19 protein-coding genes are annotated in these 19,670 nt (G+C 66.2%); 3 read left to right on the forward strand and 16 right to left on the reverse strand.

All coding sequences use genetic code 11. From position 1 onward, the window contains the following. Window positions 1-101 precede the first annotated feature (101 nt). On the reverse strand, window positions 102-362 hold the full coding sequence (locus tag KO481_RS13445) for a transglycosylase family protein (protein WP_215917873.1): 261 nt from the start codon (window positions 360-362) through the stop codon (window positions 102-104). Between the two features lie 327 nt (window positions 363-689). Here KO481_RS13445 and KO481_RS13450 point away from each other — a divergent pair, with 327 nt between their 5' ends. Beyond that, entirely contained in the window at window positions 690-1,046 is a 357-nt protein-coding gene (locus KO481_RS13450) for a hypothetical protein (protein ID WP_215917450.1), read from the forward strand. Between the two features lie 42 nt (window positions 1,047-1,088). On the opposite strand, the gene KO481_RS13455 is transcribed toward KO481_RS13450, so the two are convergent. The 12 genes from KO481_RS13455 to KO481_RS13510 all read right to left on the reverse strand — a co-directional run bounded on the left by KO481_RS13455 (window position 1,089) and on the right by KO481_RS13510 (window position 16,026). After that, window positions 1,089-2,651: a sulfatase family protein gene (locus tag KO481_RS13455; RefSeq protein WP_215917451.1), complete on the reverse strand. Its 1,563-nt coding sequence runs from the start codon at window positions 2,649-2,651 to the stop codon at window positions 1,089-1,091. Next, window positions 2,648-4,864: a glycoside hydrolase family 3 N-terminal domain-containing protein gene (locus KO481_RS13460; protein WP_308166587.1), complete on the reverse strand. Its 2,217-nt coding sequence runs from the start codon at window positions 4,862-4,864 to the stop codon at window positions 2,648-2,650. The genes KO481_RS13455 and KO481_RS13460 overlap by 4 nt, the downstream gene beginning before the upstream one ends. A 30-nt stretch (window positions 4,865-4,894) precedes the next feature. Continuing rightward, window positions 4,895-6,118 carry an MFS transporter gene (locus KO481_RS13465; protein ID WP_215917453.1) on the reverse strand — a complete coding sequence of 408 codons (1,224 nt, stop codon included), beginning with the start codon at window positions 6,116-6,118 and terminating at the stop codon, window positions 4,895-4,897. Next, window positions 6,115-9,117, reverse strand: coding sequence for a glycoside hydrolase family 2 TIM barrel-domain containing protein (locus KO481_RS13470; RefSeq protein WP_215917454.1), 3,003 nt, complete (start codon window positions 9,115-9,117; stop codon window positions 6,115-6,117). The genes KO481_RS13465 and KO481_RS13470 overlap by 4 nt, the downstream gene beginning before the upstream one ends. 126 nt (window positions 9,118-9,243) lie before the next feature. Beyond that, window positions 9,244-9,885, reverse strand: coding sequence for a TetR/AcrR family transcriptional regulator (locus KO481_RS13475; RefSeq protein ID WP_215917455.1), 642 nt, complete (start codon window positions 9,883-9,885; stop codon window positions 9,244-9,246). A 143-nt stretch (window positions 9,886-10,028) separates the two neighbouring features. Beyond that, a complete protein-coding gene (locus KO481_RS13480; RefSeq protein ID WP_215917456.1) occupies window positions 10,029-10,724 on the reverse strand; it encodes a DUF8020 domain-containing protein in 696 nt (231 codons plus the stop codon). Between the two features lie 196 nt (window positions 10,725-10,920). Beyond that, the gene (locus KO481_RS13485) at window positions 10,921-11,100 is read right to left on the reverse strand and encodes a hypothetical protein (protein ID WP_215917457.1); all 180 of its coding nucleotides are present in this window, start codon (window positions 11,098-11,100) and stop codon (window positions 10,921-10,923) included. An 88-nt stretch (window positions 11,101-11,188) separates the two neighbouring features. After that, the gene (locus KO481_RS44325) at window positions 11,189-11,695 is read right to left on the reverse strand and encodes a family 20 glycosylhydrolase (protein WP_308166628.1); all 507 of its coding nucleotides are present in this window, start codon (window positions 11,693-11,695) and stop codon (window positions 11,189-11,191) included. Next, window positions 11,671-12,060, reverse strand: coding sequence for a hypothetical protein (locus tag KO481_RS44330; protein ID WP_215917459.1), 390 nt, complete (start codon window positions 12,058-12,060; stop codon window positions 11,671-11,673). Before KO481_RS44330 ends, KO481_RS44325 begins: the two co-directional genes overlap by 25 nt. 57 nt (window positions 12,061-12,117) lie before the next feature. Next, window positions 12,118-13,752, reverse strand: a complete 1,635-nt coding sequence (locus tag KO481_RS13500; RefSeq protein WP_215917460.1) for a sulfatase family protein — start codon at window positions 13,750-13,752, stop codon at window positions 12,118-12,120. Between the two features lie 998 nt (window positions 13,753-14,750). Further along, entirely contained in the window at window positions 14,751-15,770 is a 1,020-nt protein-coding gene (locus KO481_RS13505) for an ArsR/SmtB family transcription factor (protein WP_215917461.1), read from the reverse strand. Between the two features lie 46 nt (window positions 15,771-15,816). Next, window positions 15,817-16,026 (reverse strand): hypothetical protein, encoded by a 210-nt coding sequence (locus KO481_RS13510; protein ID WP_215917462.1) that lies wholly within the window; start codon window positions 16,024-16,026, stop codon window positions 15,817-15,819. Window positions 16,027-16,436: 410 nt separating this feature from the next. Between KO481_RS13510 and KO481_RS13515 the strand changes: the two genes are divergently transcribed. Beyond that, window positions 16,437-17,861, forward strand: coding sequence for a cellulase family glycosylhydrolase (locus KO481_RS13515; protein ID WP_215917463.1), 1,425 nt, complete (start codon window positions 16,437-16,439; stop codon window positions 17,859-17,861). 13 nt (window positions 17,862-17,874) lie between these two features. On the opposite strand, the gene KO481_RS13520 is transcribed toward KO481_RS13515, so the two are convergent. Next, window positions 17,875-18,123: an SDR family oxidoreductase gene (locus KO481_RS13520; RefSeq protein ID WP_372452039.1), complete on the reverse strand. Its 249-nt coding sequence runs from the start codon at window positions 18,121-18,123 to the stop codon at window positions 17,875-17,877. Here KO481_RS13520 and KO481_RS42985 point away from each other — a divergent pair. Then, on the forward strand, window positions 18,114-18,194 hold the full coding sequence (locus KO481_RS42985) for a hypothetical protein (RefSeq protein ID WP_308166629.1): 81 nt from the start codon (window positions 18,114-18,116) through the stop codon (window positions 18,192-18,194). The two genes, KO481_RS13520 and KO481_RS42985, sit on opposite strands and share 10 nt — an antisense overlap. Window positions 18,195-18,249: 55 nt before the next feature. On the opposite strand, the gene KO481_RS13530 is transcribed toward KO481_RS42985, so the two are convergent. Together KO481_RS13530 and KO481_RS13535 are read right to left on the reverse strand one after the other, a co-directional pair. Then, on the reverse strand, window positions 18,250-18,735 hold the full coding sequence (locus KO481_RS13530) for a hypothetical protein (protein WP_308166588.1): 486 nt from the start codon (window positions 18,733-18,735) through the stop codon (window positions 18,250-18,252). 13 nt (window positions 18,736-18,748) lie between these two features. Next, complete coding sequence (locus tag KO481_RS13535) at window positions 18,749-19,663, reverse strand: hypothetical protein (protein ID WP_215917465.1); 915 nt, start codon at window positions 19,661-19,663, stop codon at window positions 18,749-18,751. Window positions 19,664-19,670 lie beyond the last annotated feature (7 nt).

A 19,670-nucleotide genomic window follows, 5' to 3' on the forward strand; every position in this document is an offset into this window, starting at 1 on the left:
ACGCCGATCCCTCGGCATTCCCGGCGGCCCATACCGTCGACGGAATATCGGTGATTACCGGGGCTGCGAACGGCAATAGCCCTTGCGGATTACGATAGGCGTCACAGGTATGCCCCGCACGCCGGCCACGCACCGCGGCCGTGGGTGGCCAGGACATTCTCGGCGATACGGATTTGTTCGGCGCGGCTGGCTTGTGCGGGTGACCCGCTGCCGCCGGCGGCTGCCCAAGTGCCTTGGGTGAACTGCAGGCCACCGTAGTAGCCGTTGCCGGTGTCAGCGCTCCAGTTCCCGCCGCTTTCGCACGCGGCGACCGCGTCCCAATCGTGGCCATCGGGCTGGGCATGAGCAGCAGGCCCGCTCATCACCGAGATAGCGGTGATCGCGGCGGTGGCACTGAGAAAACGGATGTTCACAATGCGCGGGTGATACACGGAAATCTCCTTCCATGATCTGCCGACCCCGACCGATGAAATGCCCGCTGCAATAAGCGGGTATCGCCGGGGATTTCGCGAACCGTGGCATGGAAATGTCGGGAAATATCAAATGCGCGCACGCGACGTATCAGCACGCAGGGGGGCGGATACCTGACGCGCTGTCGAGGCAACTTCGGTCACAATCGCACAGCATGCACCAGTCGACGGTGTCTGATTGCAGAGGCAGAACCGAGTCTTTCGACTGCATCGAGATCAATGGATCCGGGCAGGAGCAGGAACGAGGGAACCTCTCGCCCCTTTATTCACCGCGATCAGACGATACGCTGGAGCCGGCATATGCGCGGGATAATTTATTCAATCGAAACCATTCGATTCGACTACCTCATCCAGACGAAAGGTCTCCGCCCGAACCCCTTCGCGGGACCGGAAGCGCCCGGGATACCTCGGCCGGAAGAAGGGCGCTACCTGGCGTCGGGGTTTTTCTGCTGCTGGCCGCTGCAGCACTGGTCGATCGAGCAGCACGCCCGGGTGCGGGAACCCGGCACCTTCGCGGTGTGCGTCGGCTCGATCGTGAACGATCTCGGGCAATCCGTGGTCTTCGACGTCAGATGAGCAAATGCGTTGCGGGTGAGTAGTGCTCACCCGCAACGCATTTCAGTGGCTCGGCGCACTCACGTCGGTCATGGCGGACCATTTCCGGACCAGCTGCGCGGTGCGGGATTCGTGCGGGGCGTGCCAAGGGACCGGAACGTTCACGGCGGACAGGTTGGCTTCCATGTGCTCCGCCAGATGAGCCCGGCCGGTGTCGCGCAGGTGCTGCGCGTAGCGGTCGGGCTGGCTGTACAGGGTGGGCCCGACCTGGAGGGTCGATTGCATCGGATCGGGCAGGCAGCCGGGACGCCCCGCGACCTCGTCCCACCACTGCATCAGGTACGAGCGCAGGTGCGCGGCGAGTTCGGGCTCACGATCGATGAGATTGTCGGTCAGATACGGGTCGTCGGCGACGTGGAAGAGCTGTTCCCATTCGGTGCGGAAGGTGCCCGGGTGGTAGGTCCGGATGTAGAGATGGTCCGGTGTGCGCACTGCTCGCTGGTAGGTCATCGCGCCGTGCCCCAGCACCAGGTAGGGCCGTGACTCCAGATCTTCGCCGCGCAGGGCGGCGGCGAACGATTCTCCTTGCCAGCCAGCGGGTTTCGGAAGATCCAGCATCTCGCAGAGCGTCGGGGCGAGGTCGATGTTGTAGAGCAGCGCGTCATTGCGGCGCGAGTCCGCGGGGAGCCGGTCGGTGACGCCGGGCCAGTAGACGACCAGCGGCAGCCGGTGGACGGGTTCGCTGGCCATCCCGTGTTCGGCGTACATGCCCAGTTCGCCGAGGGATTCGCCGTGGTCGGCGCTGACGATGATCGCGGTGTCCTCGGCGATGCCGAGTTCTTCCAGGGTCGCCAGCAGCTGCCCGAAGTGGTGGTCCCAATAGGAGATCGCACCGTCGAAGCCGTTGATCAGGTGTTCGAAGTCGGCCCGGTCGGTGATGGCGTCGGGCATATTGTGCGGGACCGGGGACGTGCGGGCGCCCCACATCGAGTAGTTGAGGTCCAATGCGCTGCGCGGGCCGTAGATTTCGGCGTGGGCGGCGATGGTCTCGGCGTCGGGCCAGGCCTGAACGGGGCCGGATTCGGCCATCTTCTCGGTCCACTCGACCGGCTGGGTGTAGTTGGTGTGCGGTTCCCAGTACGTCAGGTGCAGGTACCAGTTGTCCTGGCTGGCGTGACGGTGCAGCCAATCGAAGGCCGCGCGGTTGATATCCGAGGCGTCCTCGTCGCCCCAGTTCGGGGTGGCCCTGATGGATTCGCGGAAGTTGCCGTGGAAGTAGTAGGCGCGGTGGCGTTCGGCGAATACCGAGATGGCGGTGGTGTGGTAGCCGCCGAACTGCAGGAGCTGACCCAGCAGGGGGCGGTCGGGTTCGGGACCGTGTCCGGCGTCGAGCCGGAATTGGGCGGCTGAGCCGAAGTGCCCGATCACCCCGTTGGTGATGCCGAACTGCCCGCTGGTCAAGGCCGTTCGTGACGGCATGCAGGGGGAGTCGGAACAGTAGTAGCGGTCGAAAACGACCGATTTGTCCGCCAGCCGTTGCAAATTCGGCGTGGTCGGGCGGTGATAGCCGTAGGGGGTGGTGTGATCGGCGCGCAGGGTGTCGACGTCGACGTAGATGATTCTCATGCGTTTCCTTCGTGTGCGGAGTTGACGATTTCGGCGAGCGCGGCGGCGTCGAACCCGACGTCGTGGATACGCCCGAGCCGGTTCAACGGCATGGCCAGCAGCGTCTCGTAGCGGCCACGGTCGAGGTCGGGATTGTCGAGCAGCACCCCGGCCCGCCCGCCCGCGCCCCGTGCCAGCACCGCCCGAATGCGCGGGCCCACATAGGGATCGGCGAGCCAGGCCGCGGTGGGCGCGGTGGCGTCGAGGGGACGGCGCAGCGGTTCGCCCGAGAGCCGGATGCGCTGCGCCAGCCGGATATCGGCACTGGACGCGGCGACCTGAATGACGAACTCGCCGCCTTCGACATGCCAATCGCTTTTGCCCGGATGCCAATAGGCGAAGGCTCGGCGATCCAGTTCCACCGTGACAGAACGGGATTCGCCGGGTTCGAGCGTAATCCGGGCGAATCCCTTCAGTTCATGCACCGGCCGCATCAACTCCGATTCCGGATCTGCGACAAAGACCTGGGCGATCTCGGCGGCGGTGACGTCGCCGGAATTTGTGATCGTGAAAGACACCGTGGCGGTCGTCTCGGCGGGGTCGACCGCCACCACCAGATCGGAATAGTCGAAACGGGTGTAGGTCAGGCCGTGCCCGAACGGGAAAGCGACTGGCAGACCACGGGTTTCGTACCAGCGGTACCCGATCAGAATCCCCTCGCGGTAGTCCACTGTGTGGCCGTCGCCGGGGAACGCGCCGTACGCAGGCTCGTGGCGCGGGTCGATCGGGAGCGTTTCGGCCAGCTTCCCGGAGGGTGAATGCCCGCCGCTCAGCAACTCTGCCAACGCGGAACCGCAGGCCTGTCCGCTCAGCCCGGTGAACAGGATCGCGTCCGCATGATCGGCGAAGGGCAGCGTCACCGCCGAACCTGCTTGCACCACAACGGTCAGCCGACCGGCCCGCCGGCGCGCCTCATCCAGAAACCGCGTCTGCTCAGCGGGCAGGTCGAGGGTCGTACGGTCGAAACCCTCCGATTCGGCGCTCTCGGGCAGCCCGGCGAAGACGATTGCCTCGGTCGCACCACTGACGGCGGACAAGGCCTCGGCGTCGTAGGCGGGGTAGTAGAGGATGCGCCGATTGGTGAAGGTCGCACACAACGCCTCCAGCGGTGTGTCCAACCTGGTGGGAACCACCCGGGAGCTACCCGCACCCTGATAGCGCGGTGACTCGGCGAAGGGCCCGACCACCACGAGCGGACCACCGGTCCCCGCCAACGGCAGCGCGCCCGAATTCTTCAGCAGCACAGCGGATTCACGCGCGGCCTCCCGCGCGAGCGCGTGATGGGCTTCGGGATCCACGACACTCGGGCCGGTCGCCGCATGTGCCCGATCCAGCAATGCGAGTACATGTGACGCCGCACGGTCCAGATCCGCGCGGTCCAACTCGCCGGAGCTCAGGGCCGCCAGCACCCGTGCGGGCCCGTCGGGACTGTGCGGCATCTCGAGGTCCAACCCCGCCGCGACACCGGCGGCCCGATCGTTGACGGCGAGCCAATCGGAGATGACCAGGCCCTCGAAATCCCATTCGTGCCGCAGCAGCTCGGTCAGCAACCAGTGATTCTCCGAGCAGTAGGTGTCGTTGATCCGGTTGTAGGAGCACATCACCGTCCACGGTGCCGCCTCGCGGATCACGGTTTCGAAGGCGGGAAAATAGATTTCGCGCAGGGTGCGCTCGTCCGCCTGCACCGACACCGTCATCCGGTGGTCTTCCTGGTTGTTGGCGGCGAAGTGTTTCACCGACGCGCCGACCCCACCCGACTGCAGGCCGCGAACATAGGCCGCGCCGAGTGCGCCGGCCACGTACGGATCTTCGGAGAAGTACTCGAAATTTCGGCCGCACAACGGACTTCGCTTCATGTTGATGCCCGGTCCCAGCAGCACCGATACGCCTTCGGCGCGTGCTTCCGCGGCCAGCGCCGCACCGACGCGTTCCATCAGTCCGGTGTCGAAACTCGACGCCAGCGCGGCTGCGGTAGGAAGGCAGGTCGCCGGTCTGGAGTCGGCGATGCCGAGATGATCCACCGCGCCGTCCTGCATCCGCAGGCCGTGCGGTCCGTCGGCGACGGTGATGCCTTCGATTCCCAGCCGGGGTACGCCGGCCAGTGTCCAGTACGACGCGCCGGTACACAGCGCGGCCTTCTCGGCATCGGTCAGTTCGCTGATTTTGGGATGCACGGTCGGGGATCTCCTTCTGGTGGAGGGCATTTACCGAACGGAACGCAGCGGCAGCAGGCACAGGGCGCCGACCAGGGCGAGCGCGCCGGCGAGCGGGAAGAACACCGCGTATCCGCCGGCGAACGCGATCGTGACACCGGCGATCGCCGGTGCCGCCGCATTGGCGAGGTGAGTGGACAGGTGCGCGATGCCGATGTACTGACCGGCGGAGTCCGTCGCGGGCAGCACGAGTGTGATCAGCGCTTCGTCGATGGCGCGAAAGGTGCCGTAGCCCAACGCGATCACCACGATGCAGACGACCACGGCCGGGATGGAGGTCGCGAATTCCGTCACGGTCAGGCCGACCGCCATCAACACCGCCGACCAGAAGACGAACGGCTTGCGCCTGCCCACCCGGTCCGACCACACGCCCGCGATCGCCAAGGCGATCACCACCGTCACCACACTGACCATCGAGACCAGCGGCAGCCGATGCAGGGCGCGGTCTCGGCCCAGGCCCAGATGGTCGGCGAGAATGTAGAGCAGGTAGCCGTTGACCATGAAAAAGCCGGTCAGCACGAACATTCTGCTGAGGAAGACCCACGCGAAGTCGGGGTGCTCGACCGGATTCACCCAGAGCGAGCGCAGGCTGAATTTCGGCCGGGGTGACGGCTCGGCGGGCGGTTCCGGATTCAGCCAGACGAATAGCCCGGCCGATCCGGCGACGATAATGGCGGCCACCGCATAGGGGAGCAGATAGCCGCCACCCACGAGCTTGGCAAATAGAATCTGGCCGCCGAGCGCACCGAGTGTCCCGCCGAGCCCGGCCGCCGCCGCGAACACACCGCGCGCGGACACGGGCACCCGATCGGGGAGCGCCGCCATGAGCGTGGCCTGGACCGCGGTCAAGGCCACCGTCGTCGCACACCAAGCGATCAGCAGACCGGTGTAGGTGTCGCTCGCCGACAAGGCCAGCAGCCCCGCGGCGGTCATGAGTGCGCCGCCCAGCACAAAGGGTGTCCGGCGGCCGAAGCGGCTGCGGGATCGATCCGACAGCACGCCCCACAGCGGCTGTGCGACGGCAACGAGCAGCGCCGCCACCGCCGTCGCGACGCCCAGCCGAATCTCCTTGTGCGCCGGGTCCATATCCTGGATCTGCAAGGCCATCAGCACGTGCGGCACCGAATTCACGACCAGCTGCAAACCGAAATTGGCGCCGCCGAGGGTGACCCCGAATCGGGCGCCCGGCCGGACGGGATCGGTGAGGGCGGTCATGACAGCGCTTCCTGGCCCAGTGCGAGATGCCATCTCCACGCGAAAATGCCTGGGCCTACTCGGAATTCGGGAAGCACATCGGGGCCGACGGAGGCCGAGCCGAGCCCGCGGTGCGCGATATCGCAATGCACGACCGTCGTTTCGCGGTGCGGGAGCTCCCATACATGCCGATGCGACCGCAGGTCCTCGATGGTGTTGCGGCCGACCGAGATCTGCATCGGTTGGTCGAAGGCGAGTGCCACCTGGTGCGCTCCCCGCAAACACAGCCAGCTGACCGAGCCACGACCGCCGTTCTCCTGCGGGCGCAGATAGGGGACCGGCATCTCGTCGACGGCAGCGTCCCACCGGCCGAGCAGTGCGGCGGCGCGGCGATCCGGATAGTTCTCGTGCGGCCCGTCGCCGAACCAGATGACCCGCTCGAATCCGGGCGTGAGCTGCAATTCGATTCCTACCCTGGGGAGTTCGGCGATCTTTTCGGGCACGGTGACGAGTTCGTCGAAGCGCAGCACGCCGTCGTCGAGCAGTGTGATCCGCTGGGTGTGGCCGATTTCGGCGCCGCCCGCGGTGAGGTATCTGGCGGCGATGGTCGCCGTCGTGTCGGTGCGCGCCACCTGGTCGCAGGTCCGGGTGACGGTGTCCAGTCCGGTGCGCAGCAATCGTCCTCGCACGAACCGGGACAGGTCGTTGTCGGTCGGCGCCCGCCACACGCACAGTTTCGGAGGGGTGGTCAGCAGTGGATGCCGCAGCAGGCCGACATCGTCGAGATCCAGCACCGGATTGGCGGAAGGTGCTGCGGGATAGGACGTTTGCTGCGGACGCACGACTACTTGGCGGACGTCGAGTTCGGTACCCGCGGCCGCCCAGACGGTGTCGGTGGCGGTGCGGACGTACAGATGCAGTGCGACCGTTCCGGCACCGATCAGATCGGCCGAGGTCGCGGTCGGCAGCTCGACGACTCCCTTCTCGCCCGGTGCCAGCGCCGGCATCGCAACGGTCCGCTCCGGGCCGGTTCCGGCTTCGGTCGCCACGGCGACGGTGACCGCGAGATCGCCGAGGTCGGCGAACGTGCGCTCGTTGCGGAGGGTGAGCCGCCCATCGAGCAGATCGGTGGTATCGGTGACGGACAGCGGACCGAAGATATGCCGAACCTCACGCATGGCGGGATGCGGTGTGCCATCGGGAAACAACAACCCGTCGATGCAGAACTCGCCGTCGTGCACGGCCTCACCGAAATCACCGCCGTAGCGATACCGGCCGTCCCCGTCCGGATCGAGACCGTGATCCCACAGCTCCCAGATGAAGCCGCCCTGGAGATAGGGTTCGCTGCGGATGGCCTCCCAGTAGGCGTCCAGCGAGCCGTTCGAATTGCCCATGGCGTGCTGGTATTCGCTCATGATGAGGGGTCGCCTCGTGTGCGGGTGCCGGGCGTAGATCCTCAATGCCTCGGGCGTCGGATACATCGGGCACACAATGTCTGTGGCCGAATGCCCCGCATGCCAGTCCCGCGCGATGGCGCCCTCGTAGTGCAGCGGACGCGTGGGGTCGGCGCTGCGGATCCACCCCGCGGCGGCATCGTGATTGGGGCCGTACCCCGATTCGTTGCCGAGGGACCAGGCGATCACGCTGGGATGGTTCTTGTCCCGCAACACCATTCGCGCCGCGCGATCGACGAAGGCGGGCAGGTAGCGCGCGTCGCCGCATAGGGTCGCGGCGTAGTCGTGGCATTCGATGTCGGCCTCGTCGAAGACGTAGAAGCCGTATTCGTCGGTCAGGTCCAGGAATTCCGGCTGTGGGGGATAGTGTGCGGTGCGGATGGCATTGATGTTGTGCCGCTTCAGCACTGCGAGTTCGCGTTCGAGATCGGCGCGAGTCAGCGTGCGGCCGGTGCGTGGGTGGAACTCGTGCCGGTTGACCCCGTGGATCCAGATGCGCTGCCCGTTGACCAGCAGGTTCCCGTCGCTGATCGCCACCCGCCGGAAGCCGACCCGCTGCGTGACCGTCTCGATGATCGTGTCGTCGGGTCCCCGCAAATTCACCACGACCTCGTACCGGACCGGGGTTTCGGCCGTCCACGGCCGCACATCCGGGAGCTCGGCTCGTACGGTGACGAGTCCGGCCGGACCCGGGAACAGCCGTGCGAGCAGCGCATCGGCCAGCGGTCGCAGTCCGGGCGCCATCGGCTGTCCCGCGATGGTGGCGCTATGCAGTCCGAACAGATCGACATCGTCCAGCTCCGGCGGCAGGCCCGCCGCGGAGGGGAGTTCGCGCGCCTGCCGCACCGGCACCTCCGCCCCCACCGTGGTCCCGGCGACGCGGACCTCGATCCGGTGCCCGGGGTCCAGGCGCCCATCGACCTGAACGGTCAGTTCGAGCGACCCGCCGGCGGTGTCGGCGTCGTAGTCGGCGACCGCGGTCAGATCGGCGATGTACGTGTCGCCGGTCGCGTAGAGATAGACATCGCGGGTGATCCCACCGTGCCACCACTGATCCTGATCTTCGAGATAACTTGCCGCGGACCATTTCACGACGGTGAGGATCAATTCGTTGGGTCCGGGCCGCAGCGCGCCGGTGAGGTCGAACTCGGCGGCCAGGCGGCTACCGGAGCTGGTCCCGATCCGGTGACCGTTCACCGACACCAGCAGCGTGCTCTCGGCGGCGCCGACGTTCAGCACGACACGATGGCTCGCCCATTGGGCAGGGAGTTCGAAGCTCCGGCGGTAGACGCCGGTGGGATTCGCCGGAGGCACGCGCGGCGGCGGTCCGTCGAACGGCATTGTGACATTGGTGTAGATCGGTGTGTCGCCGATGCCCTGCATGGTCCATGCGCCGGGGACGGTGAGGGTGGTCCACTCCGCCCCGATCGGAGACTCTGGGGTGGGTAGCAGCTGAAAGTCCCAGCGGCCGTTGAGATTCAGCCGATCGTCGTGGTCGACGGCATGAGCGCGCAACCGCCCGGTTCCGACGTGTTCGGGAATGAGCCAAGGGGATGCAACGGTCACAGATCGACCTTTCGAACGCGAGAGGGTGGCTTACTTAATGGTTAGTAGGTCAGTGGAGGTATGCGTCGCCCATGTGCTCCGTGCGGAGGGGGCGGTGCCGGATCTGCGCCGCCGGGCGCTGCGGTGCTAGTGCGGCGTCGTGGATTTATCCGATTCGGCTGGGCCGAGACCGAGTTCAGTCGCGAGGAGACGGGTGAAGGTCCGCATCCCAGTCACCATGTCGAATTCGGGATCTAGCAGCCATTGCTGCTCGAGTCCGAGGAAGGTTGCGATGACCAGCGACGCCAGTCCATCGATGTCCGCGTCCTCGGAAATGGAACCGTCTTCGCGGGCCCGGACGCCCAACTCGATGATGTCCGACCGCATGCGGGCCAGGCGAGCGCGCGACCACTCGGCGGCCGCCTCGGCGTCCGCGCCCGCCGTCAGGCCGCTGACGTGTGAGAGCCGGATGGCGTCGCGTTTATCGAGGTTGTGCTCGACGGTGTCGACCATGAAGTCCAGAGCCTGTCGAATGGTCAGGCCCTCGTAGCGGTTGCCGGTCCGCCCGTCGGCGTCTACACGGTCGCGTTCCTCGAGTACTGCGATGAGCAAGGACCGCTTGTCGGAGAAGTGGTGCAGCACACCGGGTTGTGACAACCCGACACGCTTGGCGATCAGGGCGATGGAAGTCCCGGCATAGCCCCGCTCCGCGAAGAGTTCCAAGGCGGCCTGCAGGATTCGTTGCCGAGTGAGGCGGCCGGTGTGATCGGCCACGAGCGTCCGCGCCACGGCGCACCTCTTTCCGGTTGGACAGGGTTCCGACTTTATCAACTTCGCACCATCCTTCCAACGCCTCCTGAGTATTCGGTAAGCCAGCGCGCCCGTGCTTCGGCCGAGGCACGGGCGCTGCTGTCCGAGGGCTTTCCGGTCGACTATCGCGCCGGAGTGGGGGCGGGCTGGTTGATGGTGGTGAAGTACTGCGCCGCCGCCATCAGCGCAATGGGTGTGGCGACGAACAGGGTGCCGGCGATGGCTCCGAGCGCGCTCAGCGCCATCATGCCGCCGAGGCAGCCGATCGCGGCCGCGGGCAGGAATGCGCCGAACAGGCCGATGATCGCCGCCGCGGCTACCGTCGCGCCCGCGATGCCGCCGAGCACGCAGCCGACGGCGGCGCCACCCACCGTTCCGGCGGCGGTGCCGATGCTCGCGCCCATCTGCAAGGTGGTGGCCAGGCGGTTCCAGGCTGTCTGCTCGCGCTCGTACTCGGACTTCCAGGGCGCCTGGTTCTCGAAAGGCAGTGCTACCGGCTGATATTGGGCGTGCTGCCGATCGAACAGCGGTGTCAGTCGCGCGGTGCGGCCGGTGATATCGGCCGTGATCGGGAAGACGAAATCGTCCACCCGGAAGGTGAGGTCGGTACCCGCGAGCACGGTGCCATCGGGTGCCTTGATCGTGAATCTGCCGCCGTCGGACGCCAGGGATCCGGCGTCGGTGGTGATCGTGGTAGCGGTTTCGCTCACCGTCGCGTGGTAGCCGACCTCGCCCGCGCCGGGTTCGGCGTGCGCGGTGGCGATGGTCGCGGTTGCCGTGGCGACCGCCGCCACCGTGAGAGTGATCGATTTCCTCATCGTTGTTTCCCTTGTTACTCGAATCCGCCGCAACGGACAGATGGATCGCGCGCTCTGCGGTCATGGCCGATTCGGTGTGCCGGGCGTCGCATATCCCGTTCACCGTGGCGCGCGTCACAAGCTTACTTAATGAACGGTAAGTACGCCAAGGGGTAACCGATGGGAAATCTTTCGAAGCCCTCGATGGGTCAGTGGTTCACCACTCCGCCAGCGATCCGTCGTCGGGCCGCCAGATCGGATTGCGCCAGCGCGGCGCCGACGCCGCCGCTCGCTCGACGGCGACCGGATCGATATCGATGCCGAGTCCCGGCGCGGTCGGCAGGCCCACATGGCCGTCTCGATAGCCGAACACCGAGGGGTCGGCGAGGTAGTCCATTAGACCGGAGCCGGTGTTGTAGTGGATGCCGAGACTCTGGGTGGCAGTCGGTCACTCACGGACCGTGGTGGCCCGCATGTGATGGCGATCAGGTCCAGGGAACCAGCGATGAGTCGAAGTACTGCCATCCCCGGTGCCGCCACCACCGGGAGTGACCGGCGAGGGCGGCGCGATAGTTCTCCCAGGAGACGGCCGAGTCGAGGGACCAGGCTCGGTCGGCGACTCCGGGCAGGCGCGGGAGCAGCAGGCGGCCGAGGTCGGCGAAGTCGGTGATCGTTTCCGCCCAGACCGCAGCCTCCACACCCGCGATATCGATGGCGTGCCCGGCGGCGATCGCGGCCGGATCCCATTCCCAGGACTGGCGAATCGTGCGCGCCTCCTGGCCAGGGTGGCCCAATCGCGACCACACCGCACTGGTCGTCCGTGGCTGTTCGGCGTATCGGCGATCCAGGTAGGCGAACGAGCTCGGCGAGAGAATGATCGAGGCGGCCTCACCGTTGGCCATCCGGGCGAGATCGTGCTCGGCGCGTTCGAACTCCCCAACGAGCAGGTCCAGGACCTCGGAGTCCTTCAGTGCCGCCGCGATTGCGGCCAGCGGGGGTTCGGATCCACCGAATCCAGCGCCTCGGCGAGGTTCGACTGCCTCGCCGTACTGCCGGAGCGATCGTTCCCCTCGGCGTGTGGCATGGCGGACGGCGGCCGGGATTCGAGATGGAACTCCACCACGTTGTCCGGCGCCGTGGCGCCCGGTGCGAGCAGGTCGAGCGCTAATCCCGTATCGGAAAAGTACTCGGCTACAAAGCTTTCGGCGATCCGACGGGCCTGCTGCGAGGTGGCGAGCACACCGACTCCGGGGCCGAGGACGAGCGGGGAGCCGGGGAGAGGTTGAACCGACCATGGAGTCGGAATTACGCCCGACACGCTGTTGCTGCCCGCGACCGGGAATGCTGTCGAGTTCACGAGGATCTTTCGCTTTTCCGGTTTTACAGGATTTCCGGTGCGACCCGTTGCCTGGCCTCACATGACCTCGACGGTGATTTCCGGGCTCGGCTCGTAGCCGATGCGCCATGCTCGGACGAACACCGACCGGCCCGGCAGTACTCGGAACGGGTCGGTGTATACGTGCCAGTCGCGACCGTCATCGAGGACGTCGAGGTGCTCGGCGGCCGGGTCGGGAGCCGCGGCGGATGCCGGATCGACGGTGGTCCAGCCGATCGACGCGCCCGGGGTCGGACACGTCAGGTGTATGTGTCCGTCCCGCACGGCCGCGGTCGGCGTACTGGTCGTGCGTGAGCCGCCGTTCGGATGCCATTCGTCGAGCAGCCGGTCTTCCTCGATCAGGCCGAGGTCGCCAACTTCGTTCTGCCAGTTGGTCAGTGCTGCGTCCAGTCGGTCGACCACCCCGGTGTATCGCGGGTCCTCGGCCAGATTGGTCAGTTCGTGTGGATCGACGTCGAGGTCATAGAGCTCTCGCTCGGGTTTGCGGGGTGCGATCAGGGCGCGTTGCGGCCCGGTCAGCATGCTGCGTCGCCGGCCGCGGGCGAGTTGCTGCGCCTCCTTGGATGCCAGGCCGCGCATCTCACGCCAGGTGTCGAGATGGTCGGGATAGTCGCAGTGCTGCATGGGGGAGCGGTCGGGGTGGTAGTTGCGGATGTAGCGAAACCTGTTGTCGCGGACCGTGCGAGCCGTGTCCTCCTGCTCGTCCATGCGGTCACGTCCGCCGAACACGTGGGTGCGTGGCCGTGTGGGCGCGGAGCCGTCGGCCGTCAGGATGGGCTCCCCGTGCATATGTGGCGGAGTCGGCAGCTCACAGGCGGTGAGCATGGTCGGCGCCAGATCCATCAGGCTCACCAGATCGGTGCGCACGGTGCCCGGTGCGATCACGCCCGGCCACCGAATGATCAGCGGCTCATGCAGTCCGGCCTCGGAGGCCCAGCGTTTGCCGCCGGGCATGCCCGCGCCGTGGTCGCTCCAGAACACCACGATCGTCGACTCGGACAGGCCGTCCTCGTCGAGTTCGCGGAGCAGTTCGCCGACCGTGTAATCCATTTCGGTGATCAAATCGGCGTAGCGCGCCCACGAGCGGCGGAAGACCGGGGTGTCGGGGTGGTAGGGCGGCACCGGCGCCCGGTCGGGGTCGTGCCGCTGCTCCGGCGTGACGCGGGAGGTGGTCCGCGCGAATTGCTCTTCGCTCGTATAGATCTGCGATTCGTGGGTCGTCAATCCGTGGAAGGCCGCGAAGAACGGGGTGTCGTCGCCAGGCCGGTTGCGCCAGTGCGCGCTGGGGCCGCAGTGGTCGAAGACGGTTGGCGGCGTGACCATTTGGAAGTCGGTGAAGAAGTTGTTCGTGGTGTAGTAACCTGCTGCCCGGAAATACTCGGGCAGCAGGCGCACCTCCGGTGGCGGTATCGCCCGGCTGCGGTGATGCATGGTGCCGATGGCCGTCGGATAGCAGCCGGTGATGATCGATGATCGCGACGGCGCACACACCGGTGCGGTGGCGAATGCGTTGTCGAACCGAGCGCCCTCGGCGGCCAGCCGGTCGAGGTTCGGCGTCTGTGCGTATTCGGCTCCGGGCCACACCCCGGCATAACAGCCCAGGTGTGGATTGATGTCGTGAGTCGAAATCCACAGCACGTTCGGTTGCTTCACAGGCGCTTGACCTCTCTTCTTCCCCCCGCCTGACCATTGACTTCCGGAGCTGGGTGCGGTGATCACCAAGACTAGCTTACCTATTACTAAGTAGGCTCAAGCTCCGGGTCAGCAATGCTCACCGTTCGTGGAGCGAGTTGATGGCGATCTTCAAAGATGCGCAGCCACGAGGGCATCGGCGCCTGGGCGCGCATGTGGTTGGCCGGTACGTGGCTTTCTGGTGTGAGCCCCGTGAGCAAGGCGAACCGGGAGGGCGCGCATACCGGTGCGACGCTGAAGGCCGCGTCGAACACCGGATCGCTGACTCCTCGAACCGTCGACCTTCCGAAGGGATCTGACCCGCTGTCCGGAGATCAGTGCGGTCGAAGCGCCGTCGGGCGCAGCGTCGCCGCCAAGCAGCTGGCGCACTCTCGTGAGGGAATCACCGAGCGGCATGACATACCGTCCCGGACTCATCGGCGGTGCTGAAGTTGGGTTTTGGCGCGGCGACCAGCTGGCGAACGTTGTGGTGCTGAATTTTTGGTGTTTTTTTGGAAATGGTCCGATCCAGCGGATGGAACGAAGGAAGCCCTTGACCGGCTTTACCTGGTCAAGGGCTTACTTGTGGTGCGCCATCAGGGACTCGAACCCCGAACCCGCTGTTGTGGGTTCAGGGTTTTTCCCGTGTTCACGACCAATCACGGGAGGTCATGCACAGTGGATCTACCTGCGGCTATGTTGGCTTGTAATGCATGTTCGTTCACCGAGAATCACACGTAGTCACTGTGAAGTGCGCCGTCTCGCTGAAGATCTGCGCGATCAGTGCAACCCGGGCGGGTCCGGACGAGGTAAAGCAAACGTTGGTGTGTTTCGGTCGGCATGTGTGCCGATGCGTCGCAGGTTGGTGCCTCCGGCGGGGCACTGCGAGCATGGGGCCGGGTCTGACCTGTGGTTTTCAGTAGGGCAGTTGGTGATTGAGGCCGACTACCAGCTATAAACCGACCACATCGGGGCTGAAGCTAGGCGATGCGCACACCACTGTCGAGATCGCCGTCGAGCAGTGCGATGCCCAATGTCGTCGCCTGATGCCGCATCGTATTGCGGTGCCGCCAGCTCTCGACGAGCCCGGCCTCGCGCAGTATCGATGCGTGTTCACTGGCCGTCGCGGGTGAAACATTCAGTCGGCGTGCCAGTTCGGTCGTGGTGCAGCCCGCGGCGATCTCCTGCAGTGCGGCGGCGCGCGTGCGGCCGACCAGTGCGGTCAGCGCCCCGTTGGTCGCGCGCGGACCCCATGCCGCGGCGAAATCGGCGATATCGCGCAGCACCGGAACCACCAGCATCCTCGGCGCGTCTTTATCGACGGCGGATTTCAGCAGTTGCGGTCCGGGCCAGATGAACAGCGACGGAATGATGATCAGGCCACGCCCGTCGAGGTGTTCCGCGTGGGATCCGATCGGGGAGAACACTTCCAGCACGGGCGCCCGCCACCGCGCGAAGGGCGCTAGCCCAGCGAAGAGTCGTTCGATCCCCTCGGTGGCAATCGTGCGGGCCATCCGTTCTGCCGCCACCTCGAGATACGACTGCATATGCGCCCACCGACCGGCGAACGCTACCGCGTGGAATGCCTCGACGGCGAGCGCGACATCGCGGCGAGCGGCGCTGTCGCGATCGGACAGGTCCTGCGTCCAGGCGGGGAGCGGGTGGTCGGTCAGTGCGCGCCGCTGAGCGGTGTGCTCCACCTCGCGGCGGAGTTCGTCGCGGGAGGCCAGCTGCAATGCCTCGATCCCGGCCGACATCGACCGCGCACCGCGGGTCGGAGTGATCAGGTCGACGAAGTGACACCTGCCTGGAAAGACATCCGCGAGCACGCCGAAATTATCCGGCAGTGCACGCCGCACCTGCCCGCGCCAACCGTCGTACAGCGGTGCGTCGGTGCGCTGCACCACCCGGGTGGCCAGCATTGTTTCGGCCATCGCGCCGAGCGGCGCCCCGATCCGGATGCGTGTCAGATCCTCGGGTGTGCAGTAGATCCGCTTCATACACCACCCCGCATCGTCGTACCGAGACATCTCACGGTACCCGCGATCACCGCGGACCTCGCATCATCACCGCGAGAACCGGATCCAAGCGCAGGATCTCATCCGTGGCCGACTGCGTGGCCGACCAGCGAAACCAACTCGGCCACCGCCGTTTCCCCCGCTTGGCCACCACCGCGCCAACGCTCAGCCGTCCCAGCACCAGCCCGACAGGCCGCGCCACTACCTCGTTCACCATCGTCGACTCCTGAATACGCATTGTTCAGCAGCCTAGGAATCAGTGAGCCTGACCTCACCATCTTTCGGTCGTGGCCTAAACACCGTCGATGGCATCGCCTTACCTGCAGCGAGATCCGCGCCGGCCACGCGGCTGCCTTGTCTATGCGGCTATCGCTTATCTCCGCACGAACCTCTCCACCGCCGCCACTACCGACACGCGGTATTGCGGCTGCACGACAGGCTGGTGCCCCAGCGGTCGGCCGGGAGGACACGTCGTCATATGTGGGTGTGGCGGTGATTTGCCGTTAGGGTTTCATGCATGTGCGACATAGTTGCTGGCCTGGATGGTCGGGTGAACGTCAGTACTTCCGGTTTTCGTGGCAGCACGGTGGGCGGCTACCCCGAACCCACGCGCGGCCGAGGCCGCGGACTCGGTGAACGGTTCTCGCGATGAGCATCACCTCCCTGACGGCGCGGTGTCTCGGGGTGGCTGCGGTGTTGCTGGCGTCGGTGACACCCGCCACGGCGACGCCCGTCGCGGCGGGGCCGAGCGCGTCGCCGTTGGGACACGTGGGCCGCTGGCTCACCGACGACGACGGGCGGGTGATCACCCTGCACGGCGTCAACCTCGTGTACAAGAACCCGCCCTACTTCCCCGCGGCCGGGGGCTTCGGTGACAGCGACGCCCGATTCCTCGCAGAGCACGGATTCAACGCGGTGCGACTGGGATTCACGTGGAGGTCGGTGGAGCCGCGGCCCGGCGTCTACGACGAGGGATACGTCGCGCAGATCGAACAGACCCAACAGGTGCTTGCCCGGCACCACATCTACGCCCTCGTCGATTCCCATCAGGATGCGTTCAACAAGCTGGTCGGCGGGACCTGGAACGGATTCCCCGACTGGGCGGCATTCCCCGACGGACTGCCGGTACAGCCGAATCCGGGCCTGTTCGGAGCCTATGCGCTCAGCCCGGCACAGAACCGGACGTGGGCCAACTTCTGGCGTGATCACCGGGCATCCGATGGCGTCGGCGTGCAGGAGCACTATGCGGCGATGTGGTCGCATGTCGCGCAACGCTTTGCCGGCGAGCGCTACGTGCTGGGCTATGACCTCATCAACGAGCCGTGGCCGGGTAATACGCACCCGACGTGCCTGGTGGACGGTTGTCCCGAGTTCTCGCGCGACGTGCTCGCGGCCTTCCAGGGCAAGGCGATGCGGGGTATCCGGCAGGTCGACCCCGAGCACCTGCTGTTCTACGAACCGTTCGTCACCACCGATTTCGGCGCGCCGGTGCACATGCCGAACCCGACCGGCGATACGCGCGCCGGAATGAGCTTCCACGACTACTGCCTCGGGCCGATCCAGACATGCCCGGAGAACGGCTTCAAGAGCACTCGCGCCGCCGATACCGTCGGGCTGGTAACCGAATTCGGCGCGACGGAGAATCTGGCGTATTTGGCCCGCGTCACCGGCAGGCTCGACGACAACATGGCTTCCTGGATGCTGTGGTCCGATACGCAGAATCAGCTGCCGAGTCATCCCCAGCAGCCCCCGACCGGCCCCAATCTGATCAGCCCCGCCACCGGCGTCGAGCGTCCGTATCCACAGGCCGTCGCAGGCACCCCGCAGGCATGGCATTACGACTCCGACACCGCAACGTTCACTCTCCGATACGACACGACCCGCGCCGAGGGAGGCCGACCGTTCGCCGGTGACTCCCGCACCGAGGTATACCTGCCCAGGAGCGACTATCCCAGCGGCTACCGGGTCGAGGTCCAGGGTGCCGACGTCGTGTCGGCCCCCGATGCCGACCTGCTGGAGCTCAGAACCATTCCCGGCCAGGGCGCCGTGCAACTGACGGTGACCCGGCGCTGATGCATCACTGCGATCAGCGGGCGGTGAAGCCGCCGTCGATCTCCAGGGCCGCGCCGGTGACGAAGCCGGCTTCGTCGCTGAGGAGGTAGGCGCAGAAGGAGGCGATCTCTTCTGGGTTGGCGATGCGACCGATGGGGTGCGGGGCGGCGACGGCGGCCTCGCCCTCCGGGGTCGCGCCCATCGAATTACGGAAGGCCGGGGTGTCCACCGCGCCGGAAGCGAGGGCGTTGGTTCTTCCAGATCCTCGGTGCCATAGCCGAATTCGAGCACGCCCTGATGTCCGAACGTACCCGTGACGGGCTGGCCGCAGCCCGCGCCCGCGGCCCGCGGTGACCGTCGGCGACGTAGACGGATTTGGACGGGGCATGTGCCTGTGTGGGCGGGCCGTTCAGTCGTAGTACCGCCGCTTGAGCGCGCCGACCTTGGTCTGGTAGACGTGGATCACGTTCCCGGCCGCCTCGGAGACGCCCGCACAGAACTCGATTTCGGTCAGCTCACGCACAGTGCCGGGCTCGATGCGAACCGCGAATTTCCTCATGCCCAGCGTGCCGATCGTGATCCGTCCGTCGCTCGATTCGCCGACGGCTCTGGTGGCGTCCCGGTCGGCGAGGAAGGCCAGATCCGTCGCATCCTCGGCATCGATGCTCAGGTTCGTATACTCGAGCGCGCGTCGATACTGCCGCTGCCACCCGACCCACAGCAGCCGGGCGATACTGGTCAGCGCCCGCTCCAGCATCGGTTCATCGACGAATGCGTAATCGCTGCCCTTGAAGTACAGCGCGATGTGGGTACGGCGGGACAACTCCGCCTCGATGTCGGTGCCGGGTGCGGTCACGCGTACGCGGATATTGTCGAGTCGAGTAGCCAGATCCACGACGGCCCCACTCCTACCCCACGCCCGGAGGCAGGCCCATGCCGTCGCTGCCGCCGAGATCTTTCGGGCTCATCCCGGCCAGGGCCGGACGGACGGCGACAAGCTTGTCCTCGTATTGGGCGAATGCGGCGCTCAGAGCCGTGACGCGATCCGCGATCTGGCTCTGTTCGACATCCTGAATGTGCTGGCGCAGGTCGGCAACGGCCTGTTGCATCGAGCTGATGATAGTTTCGGCGGTGGCTCCCCCGATCTTCGAATTATGACCGGACACAACGGTATTGCCGACGGCGGCGCTCGCCGCGACCGGCACGATCGGTGCCGTCGCCCCGCCCGTGCTGATGGTGATGACCGCCGAGGCGACCGTGGCAACCGCGGAAAGCACCGTGAACACGAATCCGGCCCTGGACGGACTGCAGCCGCCGGTGTTGTCCAGCGCATCCAAGGTGGCTTCCGCGATCTTGTCGATATTGTCGCGCGCCGCTGCCCACATCGCCTGATGTGCCTGCAGGACGCCCTTCATGGTCGACAGCGCCGTGAACTGATTTCCGGCGACCAGGTTGAAGGTGTCCAGGAAGTTCTCCTTGAACGCCATCGCGGCCGTTCCGGTCCAACCCTGGAGATAACCACCGTCGGTGTTCGTAATCTTGGCCAGGTCCAGGTTCGAGAACGACACATCGCTGGTGAGTTGTGTCGAGGGGACGGAACCGGTGTCCACCTGCCCCATGGCCTCCTTCAGATCCTCGATCAATGGGTCGTAATTCGCCGGATCGGGCATCATCGAGAACGGCTCGAACAGTGGCACGATGAAGGCGAATTGCTGCTTGAAGTACTCGACGGGATGAGAATCGGTGTACTCCTCCCCTTTTTGCATTTCGGCGGCCTTCTGGGTGATGTCCTGTGCGTGTTGCATGAGCTGCGCGAAAGTCATTGTCCAT

This window comes from Nocardia albiluteola, assembly GCF_018860155.1.
Classification (GTDB): Bacteria; Actinomycetota; Actinomycetes; order Mycobacteriales; family Mycobacteriaceae; genus Nocardia; species Nocardia albiluteola.

Bases quoted from the DNA above. Each gene is read 5' to 3' on its own strand.
- KO481_RS13505 (WP_215917461.1), bottom strand. From the start codon at position 15,770: ATGAAGCGGATCTACTGCACACCCGAGGATCTGACACGCATCCGGATC.
- KO481_RS13465 (WP_215917453.1), bottom strand. From the start codon at position 6,118: ATGACCGCCCTCACCGATCCCGTCCGGCCGGGCGCCCGATTCGGGGTC.
- KO481_RS13455 (WP_215917451.1), bottom strand. From the start codon at position 2,651: ATGAGAATCATCTACGTCGACGTCGACACCCTGCGCGCCGATCACACC.
- KO481_RS13450 (WP_215917450.1), top strand. From the start codon at position 690: ATGGATCCGGGCAGGAGCAGGAACGAGGGAACCTCTCGCCCCTTTATT.
- KO481_RS13485 (WP_215917457.1), bottom strand. From the start codon at position 11,100: ATGGACTACCTCGCCGACCCCTCGGTGTTCGGCTATCGAGACGGCCAT.
- KO481_RS13445 (WP_215917873.1), bottom strand. From the start codon at position 362: ATGAGCGGGCCTGCTGCTCATGCCCAGCCCGATGGCCACGATTGGGAC.
- KO481_RS13480 (WP_215917456.1), bottom strand. From the start codon at position 10,724: ATGAGGAAATCGATCACTCTCACGGTGGCGGCGGTCGCCACGGCAACC.
- KO481_RS13510 (WP_215917462.1), bottom strand. From the start codon at position 16,026: ATGCGTATTCAGGAGTCGACGATGGTGAACGAGGTAGTGGCGCGGCCT.
- KO481_RS13515 (WP_215917463.1), top strand. From the start codon at position 16,437: ATGAGCATCACCTCCCTGACGGCGCGGTGTCTCGGGGTGGCTGCGGTG.
- KO481_RS13535 (WP_215917465.1), bottom strand. From the start codon at position 19,663: ATGACTTTCGCGCAGCTCATGCAACACGCACAGGACATCACCCAGAAG.